This window comes from Streptococcus sp. HMSC071D03 (assembly GCF_001812125.1).
In the GTDB taxonomy this organism is placed as follows: domain Bacteria; phylum Bacillota; class Bacilli; order Lactobacillales; family Streptococcaceae; genus Streptococcus; species Streptococcus pseudopneumoniae_N.
On the sequence record NZ_KV807780.1, the window covers coordinates 30188 to 43257 of the forward strand.

Sequence of the window (13070 nt, forward strand, 5' to 3'; positions counted from 1 at the left end):
GATTATGGATATTATCATTATAGTCGGAGGTTGAATTTTACCTGTACAGGTAAGTGTTTAGTTATAACTAAACACTTATTTTGGATTATTATGAAATAGATGGTACTTGTTATCTTAATTTTAGAGTATCTGGCGAGGATGTATATTTCATTGAGTTAGTAACTATGTATGGTTTAAGTGAAAATAGTGCGGTACCAACTCTTGCAAAGAGGTTTGGAATAAGTCTTACCGATTTAATAAAAAGTGATATTCATCGTGGTTTAACTAGAAAGAAGGGACATTTTGGATATTAACAAGAAAACGTTTTATACAATAACTTTTGGTGAATTTATATCAAATATTGGAGATAGATTTCAGAAAATTGCTTTTCCAATCTTAATTTACCAAGAATTTCATTCGTCTTTTGCAATGGGAGGAATGGTGATTATTGAATTGCTACCTCAATTCTTCTTGGGATTTGTTATGGGTTACTTATTAGATAATTTCAATAAGAAAAAAATACTATTATGGTCTACATTAATACCTGCATTATTATGTAGTGTAATACCGATATTATCTAAATATTCAGTTTCTATATTTTTTTACTATGTTATTGCATTTTTGCTACCTTTATTTTCGACACTTTTTCAAACAGGATTCTCAGTCATTACTCCTGCCTTATTTGAGAAGGAAGAATTGCAAAAATATAATTCTCAGTTTCAAGGTGTTCGAACTATTTCAAAATTAATTTCTCCAGCTCTAGCAGGGCTACTAATGTTAAAGTTTAATATTAATAGCATTTTTTTTATTAATAGTGCTTCTTTCTTGTTATTATTTCTTTCAATCCTAATTTCATATATTCCAGATCAAGAACACAAGGAGAATGGTAATGATGATATAAAAGAAATTTTTGTAGGTTTTAAAGAGAACTTTACAAATATTAAATTGAGGATTTCTTTACTCTTTACTCTTTACTATTGTTGTGAATATCGCTATGCTAGGTTTCAATGCAACGATTATTTTTTATTTACAGGATCAATTAAAGTTATCAAATAGTCTTGTTGGAATTGTATACTCAATTGCTGGATTTGGTAGTTTGATAGCAGTAACCCTTCTTTCTACTTTTTTGAATAAGAAGGATGCCTTTATCTTGATGAATATATCAATGGCAACCATCCCACTTGTCATTATGGCAAGTGGGATGGTAGAAAATTGGATATTTTTTGGAATTTGTTATTCAATTTTGAGTGGATTAATTACAATAGCTTCTGTCTCCATTACAACAATACAGCAACAAGAAAGTACTGTGTATAATATTGGAAAGATACTTTCAAGTTCTTTTGTAATAGCTACCATTTTTGCTCCTTTTGGAGGGATATTGGCCGCTTATTTTAATTGGCTTTTAAACCCGAGATTAAGTCTAGTTATTTTGGGATTACTAAGTAGTTTATTGGTTATTCTTATAAAGAGTTATGAAAAAAAGCTAACTAAGAAAAGAACTGCAACATTTATAAAGGAAGATTAGTGGATCAATTATCACTTGAAAAATAATATTAATTCGTAGTAAAATAAAAAATTGAAAAAGGTTTTACATAATGTACTACCTAATTCAGATTTAATAATTATTGAGGGGATAGAACTAGAAACCAAAAATACTGAATTTTAAACTGCACCCCAAAAGTAAGATTTTTTCTGTCTAACTTTTGGGGTCAGTGCATTATCTCTAACTTATGGAGTGCTTTTTCTATATTGAAATTATTTTACAGTACCCATGTGCGGATGGCATGGGCAACGCCAGATTCGTCATTTGTTTTAGTGATATATTTGGCGATTTTTTTGAGTTCTGGATTTCCATTTTCCATAACAACGGGGTTACCAACAACTTCAAGCATGGCACGGTCATTTTCCTCGTCACCGATAGCCATAGTTTCATCCTTGTTCAAACCGAGTTTCTCAGCTAAGTGAGTGATAGCTGAACCCTTGTCTACACCCTTTTTGAGAAGTTCGAGGTAGAAAGGAGCAGATTTGTTGATAGAGTAGCGGTCGTAAAATTCTGCTGGAATCTTTTCAATAGCAGCATCGAGAATTTCCGGTTCATCGATAAACATACACTTGACGATTTCCTTATCAGCCATTTCTTCAGGTGTACGGTAGAAGATGGGCATGCTGACGAGGGTTGATTCGTGCACTGTGTATTTTCCGATATTGCGATTGGCAGTGTAGATACCGTCCTTGGTAATGGCATGCATGTGGACGCCAAGTTTGCGACTGAGGAATTCCATATCTAAATAATCTTCATAAGTCAAGGATTCGCTGATAATCTCATGGCCAGTAGCAGTTTCTTGAACAAGGGCACCGTTGAAGGTAACAACGTAGTCCCCTTCATCTCTTAATTTCAAGTCATCTAGAAGTTTGGCAACTCCTGCGATAGGACGTCCAGTTGCAATCATAACTTTGACACCAGCTTGTTTGGCATCTTGAATAGCGGCAAATACTTCAGGAGTGATTTCCTTCTTACTGTTGACAAGGGTTCCGTCGATATCGACAGCGATTAGTTTAATACTCATATAGTTCCTCTTTTAGTTTTTATTTGGTGTAAAATGATCATTTTCAATTAAGTGTAAAAATTGCTGGGTGATGCTTGCAAAGATGCTGTTTTGGTCTAACATTTCTTTTGGAAAATAGAAACGATTATCTCCGTGGCGGCTGCCAGCAAGGGATTGAACGATAGGAGACAGGCTAGAGAGTTCTGCTAGTTCTCCATTTTTTTGTATAATCTCAATCTGTGTCCGTGGGTTTTCTGATTCAGGGCGATAGATATCATAAGGGAGGTCAAAGTTCTTATGGATAGCTGTGTAATAGTCAGGGTCAAAGCCGATGTCTTCAACCAGTTTTCTCATAGATGCAAGCTGTTCTTGATCTTCTTGTGAAAAGGTGATAGATTTAAAAACCTTGCGATTGACAAAACGTTGTGACAAATCAGCTAAAATCTTATCAGGACTAGTCATCCATAGTTGGAAATAGGTATTCATAACTCCGTCATCCAAAGATAGATAGTCAGCTAAGCTAACATTTTTTTCGAAAAATGGCAGTAGATGTGGGGATGTAAGTATAAAGAAGTCCTTGTTTTCTGGATAAAGTTCTTTAGCACGTTTCAAAAGATTCTGCAGAAGTACTTCCATAGCACGTGTTGCTGGATGGAAATATACCTGCATATACATTTGATAGCGACTAAGAACATAGTCTTCGATGGCATGCATCCCGTTTCGTTGGAAAGCAATTCCGTTTTCGATAGGGCGAATAACTCGTAAGATACGTGTTAGGTCAAATTCCCCATAAGAAGCCCCTGTAAAATAGGAGTCACGTAAGAGATAGTCCATGCGGTCTGCATCGATTTGACTCGAAATCAATTGAACCACCTGCTTATTTGGATAAGTGTGGTCTATAACGCTAGCTACCTTTTCTGGGAAATCTGGAGCTACCTGTAAAAGAACCTGGTGAATCTCTGTTTCAGGGCTTTGGATAATTTCCTGCGTAATAGCCTCATGATCGGTATCAAAGAGATTTTCAAAGGTATGCGAGTAGGCACCATGTCCTAAGTCATGAAGGAGAGCTGCAGTCATGGTTAGGAGGGACTCCGAGGAATCCCATTCTTTAGGATACTTTTCCTCAAAAATCTCGGTGATGCGTCGTGCAATCTCGTAAACGCCCAGACAGTGAGAGAAACGACTATGTTCTCCACCGTGAAAGGTATAACTGGATGTTCCGAGCTGCTTGATTCGACGAAGTCGTTGAAATTCTTTGGTATTGATTAAGTCGTAAATGACTTGATTGTTAACGTGGATATAGTTGTGAACAGGGTCACGAAATACTTTTTCATTCATAAAACCATTATAGCAAAAAGCTACAGTTTTTGGTAAAATAGTAGGATAAGAGTGAAGAAAGAGGACTTGAAGTGAAGATTCGAATGAGAAATACCATCCAATTTGATGAACAATTGGAAGTGATCGACCAACTTTATGATGTTGAGTTACGTGAGAAAGGTGATTTTTCCTATCTCCTTTTTTACAATGAAGAGAAGGAAAAAGTGGTACTCAAGTTTAATGATACAGAGTTGGTGATGTCTCGATTTTCCAACCCTAAGACCATCATGCGTTTTCTGAAGGAAGCTGATAGTTTAGCCTATATTCCTACACCAATGGGGATACAGGAGTTTATCATCCAAACAAGCCATTATCAAGTCGAACAACAAAAGATTGAACTAGCCTATCAACTACAAAACAAAGAAGGAAATCCATTTGCGGACTATCGCTTAGAAATTACTTGGGGATAAGAAAGTCGGTGGAGGAGAAATCGATAGACAAAGTCTCGATTTCCTAGTTCCAAATCAGCTAGCAGGTCAAATTTTTTTGCTAAAAAAAATGAGGTTGGAATTTTTATCCCAGCCTCTATTTGATATATAGTTCCTGATTTTTTAGGACGATTTCACGTACACTTGCAAATTTCTTAAGTTTTTTAAGATCTTCTGGATGTGTAACAAGGGTAATAACATATCCCTCTTTACCCATACGACCTGTACGTCCAGCACGGTGAGTATAGGTTTCAATATCTCTAGGGACGTCAAAGTTGAGCACACATTCCAGGCTATCAATGTCGATACCACGAGCTAGAAGGTCTGTCGCAAGAAGTAGTGTTAGCTGATTATCTTTGAATTTTTCTAAGATAACTTTTCTAAATTTGACGTTGACATCGCTAGCTAGTGAAACAGCTAAAACATCACGATACTGCAATTTTTCCTCGGCGCTTCCAAGATCTGACAAGTTATTGAAGAATACCAGTCCACGGAAGTCTTCGACATGTGCCAGTTTTCTAAGCATATCTACTCGATGACGTTGATCTACTTGCATGTAGAAGTGTTGAATGTTGTCCAACTTTTGATCAGAGAGGTCGATAGTGCGCGTGTTAGGCGCAATCTTATCTTGGTCAAACTTGGTAGTGGCACTCATATAGATGAGTTGGTGGTCGCGAGGTGCGTAGTGAGTAATCTTTTCTACAAAGTGGATTTGAGAATCATCTAGCAACTGGTCAAACTCATCAAGTATGATAGTCTCCACATTCATCATCTTGATTTTTTTCAATTTGATCAGTTCGAAGATACGACCGGGAGTTCCGATCAAAATTTCTGGTCCTTTTTTTAGTCGTTCAATTTGGCGTTTCTGACTCGAACCAGAAAGGAAGAGCTGAGCAGTCAAGCCAATAGCTTCCCCCCACGTTTTGGTTACCTCAAAAATCTGACCAGCCAGTTCAGTATTTGGCGCTAAAATCAATAGTTGTTGGGCTTTTTTCTTTTGCAGTTTGAGAAGACTAGGTAGGAGATAGGCCAAAGTCTTTCCTGTTCCAGTTGGACTGACTCCAAGAAGGGTTTGACCGTCTAAAATCGGATCAAAAAGCTGAGTTTGAATGGGGGTGAATTCTTGAAAGCCGAGTTGTTCGGTTAGCTCTTGCCATTCTTTAGGTAGTTTGGTTTTCATTTTTCTGCCTCAAATCTAATGCCAGCAGTCTGGCGCATGGTGTAGAGTAGCTGATGGACGTGTGTTGCATCATCCAACCAAGCTTGGTAAAGTTCTAGGTTTGGCTGCTTGATCATGTTAGCAAAAGCAGCGACCTCCTCAGTCATGGTGTGAGGTGCTTGCTGAATAGGTAGATGTGTTTCATTACCTTGATGATCTGTAAAAATAGCTGAGCAAACATGCTCAATGGTATTGAGTGTCAAGGTTCCATCTGTTGTATATATTTCACAATGCAGATTAGAAGTAATGTTTTTACCAGCTTTGATATGAACTTGATAACCGGGATAAGATAAGATACCATCTCCGTTTAGATCAATAGCGTTGTCAAGTTGTTGAGCTTGATAGGTCGCATCAAGTGCCTTTCCAAATAAGCGCACCGCTGCATAGATTGGATAAATACCTAAGTCCATGAGAGCCCCACCAGCAAAACGGTCTGAAAATACATTCGGCGTGTTTCCAGAAAGAAGGTCTGACATCTTAGAAGAATACTTGGCATAGTTGAGGTCTGCACCTAAAACCTCCTTATCTACTAAAAAGTTTTCAATAGTTGTGAAGGCTTCCTCATGATAGTTACGGGCTGCTTCAAAGATAAAACGGTGATGCTCCTGAGCTATTTGAATTAACTCTTGCCATTCTTGGGGGTGAGTCACAGCTGGTTTTTCAAGGATAACATGTTTACCAGCAGATAAGGCCTTTTTAGACTGACTATAATGCAGAGAATTGGGACTTGCGATATAGACAACATCAAATTCAGACTGGAAGAAATCCTCTAAATTATCAAATAGACTAACATTTTGATAAGAACTAGTAAATTGCTGGGCAGTCGTAAGTTTTCTTGAATAAACAGCGACCAACTGGAATTCCTGACTAGTATGAGCAGCTTCTATAAAGTGGTGACTGATTGCACCAGTACCGATAATACCAAGTTTTAGCATGAAATCTCCTTTTCTACAAGTAATGACTGCTTTCATTATATCACAGATAGACTAAACTAGCCAAAGGGAGACAATTCTTTTATTTGATACTTCGAATTTTCATCAAAAAATGGTACAATAGATTCAGAAAAAATAGGAGTGTAGTATGAGATTATTACCTATGAGAAAAATTTCTCGTCATTCAAAAAGATTGGCGCTTTTTTTGACTTTTTGTGCGGGCTATGTAGATGCCTATACCTTTATCATACGTGGGAATACTCTAGTTGCAGGTCAAACGGGGAATGTCGTTTTCCTTTCCGTTGGTCTCATTCAAGACAATGTTTCAGATGCCAGTGCCAAGGTAATGACCTTGATTTCCTTTATGGTAGGTGTTTTCCTCTTGACAGTCTATAAAGAAAAGTTACGGATTGTAAGAAAACCAATTCTATCCCTTCTTCCACTAGCAATTTTATCTTTGATTATCGGATTTGTTCCCTTGACGGTTGATAATATATACATAGTACCACCGTTAGCATTTTGTATGGGACTTGTAACAACAGCATTTGGAGAAGTTTCAGGAATCGCATATAACAATGCTTTTATGACGGGAAATATTAAACGAACCATGTTAGCATTTGGGGAATATGTTCGCACAAAACATACTCCTTTTTTACGAGAAGGTCTTATCTTTGTCAGTCTACTATCTAGCTTTGTTCTCGGAGTTGTTGTATCAGCTTATCTGAGTATTTCTTATAAAGAAAAAACAATTTTAGGGATTCCAATCATGATGAGTATTTTTTATCTAAGTATGCTTTTTGCATCTTGGAGGAAAAAAGTTGGAGAAAAAGTTTAAATTCGATGATTAATACTTGTCAAAAATTAGGAATCATGCTATACTTGAAGAGTTGACTATGCACAATCCTGTGCAACCGCACGAACATCGTTGCTTGATTTTCAAGTGTAAGTGGTTCGTCCCACGATGCTAGGCGAGTCTTCACAAAAATACGGGGGGAACCCCAAAAAATCATAGGAGGTGCATAATGAGCACATACGCAATTATCAAAACTGGCGGAAAACAAGTTAAAGTTGAAGTTGGTCAAGCAGTTTACGTTGAAAAATTGAACGTTGAAGCTGGTCAAGAAGTTACTTTTAACGAAGTTGTTCTTGTTGGTGGTGAAAACACTGTTGTCGGAACTCCACTTGTTGCTGGAGCTACTGTAGTTGGAACTGTTGAAAAACAAGGAAAACAAAAGAAAGTTGTTACTTACAAGTACAAACCTAAAAAAGGTAGCCATCGTAAACAAGGTCACCGTCAACCATATACAAAAGTTGTCATCAACGCAATCAACGCTTAATTTTAAGGAGAACACATGATACAAGCAGTCTTTGAGAGAGCCGAAGATGGCGAGCTGAGGAGTGCGGAAATTACTGGACACGCCGAGAGTGGCGAATACGGCTTTGATGTCGTGTGTGCATCGGTTTCTACGCTTGCCATTAACTTTCTCAATTCCATTGAGAAATTTGCAGGCTATGAACCAATCTTAAAATTAAACGAAGATGAAGGTGGCTATCTTATGGTTGAAATTCCCAGAGATCTTCCTTCACATCAGAGAGAAATGACTCAGTTATTTTTTGAATCATTTTTCTTAGGTATGGCAACCTTATCGGAGGACTCTTCAGAGTTCGTCCAAACCAGAGTTATCACAGAAAACTAACACGGAGGAAAACATTATGTTAAAAATGACTCTTAACAACTTGCAACTTTTCGCCCACAAAAAAGGTGGAGGTTCTACATCAAACGGACGTGATTCACAAGCTAAACGTCTTGGAGCTAAAGCAGCTGACGGACAAACTGTAACAGGTGGATCAATCCTTTACCGTCAACGTGGTACACACATCTATCCAGGTGTAAACGTTGGACGTGGTGGAGACGATACTTTATTCGCTAAAGTTGAAGGCGTAGTACGCTTTGAACGTAAAGGTCGCGATAAAAAACAAGTTTCTGTTTACCCAATCGCAAAATAATCGCTCTAAGTAGCATTAAATAAGGCTTTCCGAGTTTTCGGAGAGCCTATTTTTTTGTTTTGATACCCACGCTGATACCCATATTTTAAAAACCAATGTAAGAAGCGAACTTGTCAGCCACTTCATCCTTTGCTTTTTGAGTGACGTGAGCATAGATGTCCATAGTGGTTTGAATATTCTCATGACCTAATCTTTCCTGAACTTCCTTGATAGTAGCACCAGCTTCGAAGAGTAGTGAGCAGTGTGTATGCCTAAAGCCATGTGGTGTGATTCGTTTGAAATCAGGATGCTTCCTCCAGATTCTATTCAACATATTGTTGACATGGACAACACTCTTAGGCTCTCCATTCTCATTTTTAAAAAGAAGTCCTTTTGTACTATACTTGTGCCAATCTTTTAAAACCTTAATTGTTTTTGAATCGAGGGTAATTGTTCGGGCACTCTTTTTTGTCTTTGGAGTCTGAAAGATAAGTTTATTATCTTCACCCTTGGCCAAGGTTTGATTGACAGTAATATGTCCTTTTTTTAAATCGATATCAGACCATCTTAGAGCGCTGATTTCATTTTTTCGCATTCCGGTAAAAGCTAGTAGTCTAAAATACGTCAGCATTTCATCATCGTCAAAGCCTTTAACGATTTTGAAAAATTCCTTCAGTTCTTCTTTGTTGTAGAACTTTTCGAGTTCATCTGTATTATTTTTTTGTCGTTTAGGCTTCAGTGTCTTTCTCATCGGATTCGTTTCAATCAACTCCATCGAAATAGCGTAGTCAAAGATTTGATTTGCTATACTGATGATTCCAAAAAATCTTTTGTATTCGTCTGCCCACTTATTGACTTGAGTTTGGCACATGGTCATAGTAATCTTGTTTATAGCTTTATCTCCAAAAATCGGCAAGATATGACGGTCGGCAATGCTAGTCTGGTTTACGTAGGTTGACTCTTTAACAGTGTTTTTATAATGGTCCTTCCAAATCTCATAGACTTGTAGGAAGGTAGTTGTAGTGATGTTCTTTGCTCTGAATGTCTTTTTTTCATACTCAGTGATGCACTTTGCTTCAGCAAGTCTTGCCTCACGTTCTGTTTTAAAGCCACGACGGAAGGTTTGAATCTTCTTGCCAGTCAACGGATCTAATCCGTGATATGCTTTAAAGTAATAAGCAGTAGTGCCATTTTTTTGGTATTTTCCAATCATTGATTTTACCTCACTTTTTTGATAAAATGGGTATAAGAAAACGACCTTTTGAATGGTTGTTTCTTATACAGGATATCCTCACACTCAAGATTTGGCGATGGCGAGTGTGGGGATTTTTTGAGTTGTTTCCAAAATGGAAACAGTTGGTTTTAATTTATACTCTTGGTTCATTACGGTGCCAATCATCAGGAAATCCTAAAGATTGGTTGATTACATTGATGTCTATAGAAGGCAGCTTTTTCTCTAGTTTGATAACTTTCTTTCTAAGAGTATTCCACAAAATGTTGAATTCCGCTTTACTGATAAAGCATTGAAGGCTAATAATTGTTGAATATACAGTTTTTCTACTATCATCTCCTATTAAGATCTCTTCGTTATGAATAATTTCCCAAAACGTACTATTAGAACGACATCTGAAGTTTAATAAGCGATTATTGTGAGCGCATTTGTTTCGTACCTCATTAATATTTTTTAGAAAAGATATCAAGGTTTCTGGTGGAAAAACATCGTTAAAGTCCGGTACGTTTGTGCTTATAAAACTTACTAAATCTCGTGCGATTTCATTTTGGAGTGAATTCGGTAGGTTTTCAACAATCGTTCGTAAATCTCCAAACTCTAGATAATCAGTTAGTACCCAGATTGGGACATCTGAATGAGTATGTGCGTAGTGATGGATTGAATTTCCTCTGTATCGCTTGTTTGTGTTTATGATTTTGGATAGTTTTGATACGATAAATCCCACGTCTAATATTTTATTATCTGCATAAGAATTGGTGTTTAGATAGGCGTATTTTTGACTAGGGTAGGCTTCGGCGAATCTGTGAGCAGTGATTGACTTGATATGGTGTTCAGCTTCAAGAATAGCTTGTAAAATGGCTCGTTTTACATCTTTGTCAAATGTATAGAGACTTGAAACTTCGTCAAATGTGACACCGTCAATATAAATGTCAGTACCAGGGTGTTGAAAAAACTTACTGTATCCATTGATAATATTGTAGTAATTGTTGCTGAGCAGGTACTTAGCTGCTTTAGATTCATCTGTAATGGATAACCCTCTGCTTTTTAGTGTTGAGATTTGTTCCTCGATTGTTTTAAATGGTTTCAAAAAAACTCCCCCATTCTATTTAGAATGAAGGAGCTTTCCCGTATCGGTCCCCGTAGAGATCCCGACGCTTTTTCTCTAATGAATTCATTCTAAATGATTTCTTTAAAAAAGTCAACTGTTTTTTTATTTTTTAAATAAAATTTTTAATATTTAAAAAAATATTTTTTTATTTCTCCCTATACAAATCCACGACTTCACCGATAATTCGGAAGTCTGTCTCTGGTGTGATTGGCATATCTTTGTACGCTGGGTTTAGACTATGTAGGTATGCCTGGTCTTTGTCGATGACAAGCTGCTTGATATAAGCATCGCCGTTGTAGTTGAACACTCCGATAACTCCGTCATTTAAGTCCACACTGGTCTGGATAAATACCAGATCACCATCGTGATAGTCTGGCTCCATGGAGTCCCCTTTGATTGGAATGACAAAGTCGGCATCGATATCTACTGGCAACTCAATCCGTTCAACTCGTACGTCGTTCAAATACTGGCCTGTACCTGCAGAAACTGGGTGGTCGTAGTAGTCGTAACTATAAAGTTGAATGACTTCCGATACTTCGTTTATCTTCGTTTCTTCTTCGTTTTTCTGCTCGTTCAGTTGCCTCTCTGCATAGTTCAAGACTTTGGCTTGTCTTGGCTGGTGCAACTGGTCGTAGATGGTTTGGATTTGGGGAGTGCTATCAACCGATGTAGGTTTCGATAAATCAAACAAATATTGAGGCGATACACCCAAAGCCTGAGCATATATTCTTATATCTCCTTCATCTAATTGTCTATTCCCGTTCTCATGGTTAGAAATTGTATTTTGTTTAAAACCTGTCAGTTCGGCAAGTTTTTTTTGAGTTAACTTTTTGGATTTTCTCACCTCTTTAATTGAGTTTCCTAGTATATTCATATCAATTAACTCCTTTCTTTTTTATTATATACCAATGTGATAAAAAAATAAATAAAAAAATCTCAAAAAGTGATAAAAAGTTATTGACATATATCTCAAAATGAGATATAATTAAATCAAGCTTAAGGAAATAACAAAAAAACAAACCGGAGGGAAACACCATGAACACATTAAACGAGAAAGCCATCAACATCTTCAAAGCAGTGGTTGCAGAAACCCTGCTTCAAAATACATACGAGGAAAGCTTCCTCTATGGTCAGCTTGAATCATTCTGGAACAACTGCCGTCAGTTCGCTTTCGGATGGACAGAGTTGGCAGAAGAGATCGAACGCCAAGAGCGTTACCTTCTTGATGCTGGCTTCACTCAAGACGAAATCGATGACATTCGTTTCGATGCAGCGTTCGCAGGAATGCAGGACAAAATGAATGTAGCCTGATCGGTAGCACCAGGGTTCGACTCCCTGGCAGGCTGTTGCTCTTGAAGCAAAAAAATAGGGAAAGGAGGTAGGCGATGGATACAAAAGAAGTTGTTTCAAAATTAGAAAAAAACCAAGAAAAAAACATAGCCGAAATAAGTTACTTAAGAGGCTATGTTAAGGGTCTTGAGGAACGAATCAGACGTTTAGAACAGGCTAATCAGTAGTTTTAAGTGTGAAAGCATTTGGATACTTCGCTTGCAACTCAAAGATTTTCTCAAGTTTTTCAGGTTCTTGAAAAGCCATCATGATAATATCTTCTTGAGTCATTGGACGATTGGTAGTTGGTGCGTTTGCAATATTGCTGTTTAACGTTTCAATAGCATCATAGATATTGTTAATAGTAGATTTTAACTGGGCGAACTCTTGAGTTGTGACATAGTCTTTCTCATCATTATTTTTCTTTTTTAATGATGAAAAGTCTAGACTTTCTTCGGTCTTTTGGATCCGTTGGATAGTTTTGCTAACAGATTCAAGGACATCTGTTCCTGAAGTATTTTTCAAATCATAATGTATGATATTGATTGTTCGAATATCAAATGGGATGTCTTCATTGGTTTGCTGTCTTAAAAAAATGGTTGGCAAATCCAAAGCCTTACGATAGCCGAGTTCTAAAAAGACATTTGGGTTGTTACCTGTTATATCAACAATAACAAGGTCTGACTTTATTAGAGCGTCAAATATTTTATCATCTATTCTATCAGAATGATATAATTCATCAGCTCTTTTTACATCGTATTTATCAGACAAAGCTGGCTTAATGATGTGTCTTAAGACGCTATCAGAATGATTTCTAATTTCTGATTTTTCTGGACCGATAGCAGAGACGACAAAACAAATTTTTTGTGACATGGTTTTTCTCCAATCATTTTATTTTGATTATACCATATTTAGAAAGGAAAAATATGATACAT

The 13070-nt window shown here is 37.0% G+C and carries 17 protein-coding genes and 1 other annotated feature; of the genes, 9 read left to right on the plus strand and 8 right to left on the minus strand.

Translation table 11 applies throughout. From position 1 onward, the window contains the following. Positions 1–282: 282 nt before the first annotated feature. A complete protein-coding gene (locus HMPREF2837_RS11700) occupies positions 283–1035 on the plus strand; it encodes an MFS transporter (RefSeq protein WP_239665539.1) in 753 nt (250 codons plus the stop codon). Positions 1036–1129: 94 nt separating this feature from the next. After that, positions 1130–1504 (plus strand): MFS transporter, encoded by a 375-nt coding sequence (locus tag HMPREF2837_RS11705; RefSeq protein WP_261674346.1) that lies wholly within the window; start codon positions 1130–1132, stop codon positions 1502–1504. Positions 1505–1739: 235 nt separating this feature from the next. Here HMPREF2837_RS11705 and yidA read toward each other — a convergent pair whose 3' ends face one another. After that, positions 1740–2546 carry a sugar-phosphatase gene (yidA, locus tag HMPREF2837_RS07485; protein WP_049549194.1) on the minus strand — a complete coding sequence of 269 codons (807 nt, stop codon included), beginning with the start codon at positions 2544–2546 and terminating at the stop codon, positions 1740–1742. Between the two features lie 12 nt (positions 2547–2558). Next, a complete protein-coding gene (locus HMPREF2837_RS07490; protein ID WP_049549195.1) occupies positions 2559–3863 on the minus strand; it encodes an HD domain-containing protein in 1305 nt (434 codons plus the stop codon). Between the two features lie 71 nt (positions 3864–3934). Here HMPREF2837_RS07490 and HMPREF2837_RS07495 point away from each other — a divergent pair, with 71 nt between their 5' ends. Continuing rightward, entirely contained in the window at positions 3935–4312 is a 378-nt protein-coding gene (locus HMPREF2837_RS07495) for a YwiB family protein (protein ID WP_148131838.1), read from the plus strand. A gap of 115 nt (positions 4313–4427) precedes the next feature. Here the strand turns inward: HMPREF2837_RS07495 and HMPREF2837_RS07500 are convergent, their stop codons facing one another. Then, on the minus strand, positions 4428–5510 hold the full coding sequence (locus tag HMPREF2837_RS07500; protein WP_049549246.1) for a DEAD/DEAH box helicase: 1083 nt from the start codon (positions 5508–5510) through the stop codon (positions 4428–4430). Further along, on the minus strand, positions 5507–6484 hold the full coding sequence (locus tag HMPREF2837_RS07505; RefSeq protein ID WP_049549247.1) for a Gfo/Idh/MocA family protein: 978 nt from the start codon (positions 6482–6484) through the stop codon (positions 5507–5509). Before HMPREF2837_RS07505 ends, HMPREF2837_RS07500 begins: the two co-directional genes overlap by 4 nt. Positions 6485–6629: 145 nt before the next feature. Between HMPREF2837_RS07505 and HMPREF2837_RS07510 the strand changes: the two genes are divergently transcribed. The 4 genes from HMPREF2837_RS07510 (at position 6630) to rpmA (ending at position 8488) form a co-directional block, all read left to right on the plus strand. Further along, positions 6630–7316, plus strand: a complete 687-nt coding sequence (locus tag HMPREF2837_RS07510) for a YoaK family protein (protein WP_049549197.1) — start codon at positions 6630–6632, stop codon at positions 7314–7316. A 64-nt stretch (positions 7317–7380) separates the two neighbouring features. Next, positions 7381–7467: a sequence feature (ribosomal protein L21 leader region), on the plus strand. A 36-nt stretch (positions 7468–7503) separates the two neighbouring features. Beyond that, complete coding sequence (gene rplU / locus HMPREF2837_RS07515) at positions 7504–7818, plus strand: 50S ribosomal protein L21 (RefSeq protein ID WP_000109141.1); 315 nt, start codon at positions 7504–7506, stop codon at positions 7816–7818. A gap of 15 nt (positions 7819–7833) precedes the next feature. Further along, positions 7834–8178: a ribosomal-processing cysteine protease Prp gene (locus tag HMPREF2837_RS07520; protein ID WP_049549198.1), complete on the plus strand. Its 345-nt coding sequence runs from the start codon at positions 7834–7836 to the stop codon at positions 8176–8178. 16 nt (positions 8179–8194) lie between these two features. After that, positions 8195–8488, plus strand: coding sequence for a 50S ribosomal protein L27 (rpmA, locus tag HMPREF2837_RS07525; RefSeq protein ID WP_000916509.1), 294 nt, complete (start codon positions 8195–8197; stop codon positions 8486–8488). 85 nt (positions 8489–8573) lie between these two features. Here rpmA and HMPREF2837_RS07530 read toward each other — a convergent pair whose 3' ends face one another. The 3 genes from HMPREF2837_RS07530 to HMPREF2837_RS07540 form a co-directional block, all read right to left on the minus strand. Further along, positions 8574–9680, minus strand: coding sequence for a site-specific integrase (locus HMPREF2837_RS07530; RefSeq protein ID WP_075230797.1), 1107 nt, complete (start codon positions 9678–9680; stop codon positions 8574–8576). Between the two features lie 154 nt (positions 9681–9834). Continuing rightward, on the minus strand, positions 9835–10785 hold the full coding sequence (locus tag HMPREF2837_RS07535) for an Abi family protein (RefSeq protein ID WP_075230798.1): 951 nt from the start codon (positions 10783–10785) through the stop codon (positions 9835–9837). 166 nt (positions 10786–10951) lie between these two features. Further along, positions 10952–11680 (minus strand): XRE family transcriptional regulator, encoded by a 729-nt coding sequence (locus tag HMPREF2837_RS07540; RefSeq protein WP_049549202.1) that lies wholly within the window; start codon positions 11678–11680, stop codon positions 10952–10954. A 161-nt stretch (positions 11681–11841) separates the two neighbouring features. On the opposite strand from HMPREF2837_RS07540, the gene HMPREF2837_RS07545 reads away from it, so the two are divergent. Then, positions 11842–12117, plus strand: a complete 276-nt coding sequence (locus HMPREF2837_RS07545; protein WP_049549203.1) for a hypothetical protein — start codon at positions 11842–11844, stop codon at positions 12115–12117. Between the two features lie 74 nt (positions 12118–12191). Then, the gene (locus HMPREF2837_RS11710; protein WP_261674347.1) at positions 12192–12323 is read left to right on the plus strand and encodes a hypothetical protein; all 132 of its coding nucleotides are present in this window, start codon (positions 12192–12194) and stop codon (positions 12321–12323) included. On the opposite strand, the gene HMPREF2837_RS07550 is transcribed toward HMPREF2837_RS11710, so the two are convergent. Further along, complete coding sequence (locus tag HMPREF2837_RS07550) at positions 12313–13008, minus strand: hypothetical protein (RefSeq protein ID WP_049549204.1); 696 nt, start codon at positions 13006–13008, stop codon at positions 12313–12315. The genes HMPREF2837_RS11710 and HMPREF2837_RS07550 overlap by 11 nt on opposite strands. Positions 13009–13070 lie beyond the last annotated feature (62 nt).

What these genes read in the sequence shown, in the direction of transcription:
- HMPREF2837_RS07510 (WP_049549197.1), top strand. Translation starts at nt 6,630, where the DNA reads ATGAGATTATTACCTATGAGAAAAATTTCTCGTCATTCAAAAAGATTG.
- HMPREF2837_RS07540 (WP_049549202.1), bottom strand. Translation starts at nt 11,680, where the DNA reads ATGAATATACTAGGAAACTCAATTAAAGAGGTGAGAAAATCCAAAAAG.
- HMPREF2837_RS07550 (WP_049549204.1), bottom strand. Translation starts at nt 13,008, where the DNA reads ATGTCACAAAAAATTTGTTTTGTCGTCTCTGCTATCGGTCCAGAAAAA.
- HMPREF2837_RS07545 (WP_049549203.1), top strand. Translation starts at nt 11,842, where the DNA reads ATGAACACATTAAACGAGAAAGCCATCAACATCTTCAAAGCAGTGGTT.
- HMPREF2837_RS11710 (WP_261674347.1), top strand. Translation starts at nt 12,192, where the DNA reads ATGGATACAAAAGAAGTTGTTTCAAAATTAGAAAAAAACCAAGAAAAA.
- yidA (WP_049549194.1), bottom strand. Translation starts at nt 2,546, where the DNA reads ATGAGTATTAAACTAATCGCTGTCGATATCGACGGAACCCTTGTCAAC.
- HMPREF2837_RS07490 (WP_049549195.1), bottom strand. Translation starts at nt 3,863, where the DNA reads ATGAATGAAAAAGTATTTCGTGACCCTGTTCACAACTATATCCACGTT.
- HMPREF2837_RS07500 (WP_049549246.1), bottom strand. Translation starts at nt 5,510, where the DNA reads ATGAAAACCAAACTACCTAAAGAATGGCAAGAGCTAACCGAACAACTC.
- HMPREF2837_RS07505 (WP_049549247.1), bottom strand. Translation starts at nt 6,484, where the DNA reads ATGCTAAAACTTGGTATTATCGGTACTGGTGCAATCAGTCACCACTTT.
- rplU (WP_000109141.1), top strand. Translation starts at nt 7,504, where the DNA reads ATGAGCACATACGCAATTATCAAAACTGGCGGAAAACAAGTTAAAGTT.
- HMPREF2837_RS07530 (WP_075230797.1), bottom strand. Translation starts at nt 9,680, where the DNA reads ATGATTGGAAAATACCAAAAAAATGGCACTACTGCTTATTACTTTAAA.
- rpmA (WP_000916509.1), top strand. Translation starts at nt 8,195, where the DNA reads ATGTTAAAAATGACTCTTAACAACTTGCAACTTTTCGCCCACAAAAAA.
- HMPREF2837_RS07520 (WP_049549198.1), top strand. Translation starts at nt 7,834, where the DNA reads ATGATACAAGCAGTCTTTGAGAGAGCCGAAGATGGCGAGCTGAGGAGT.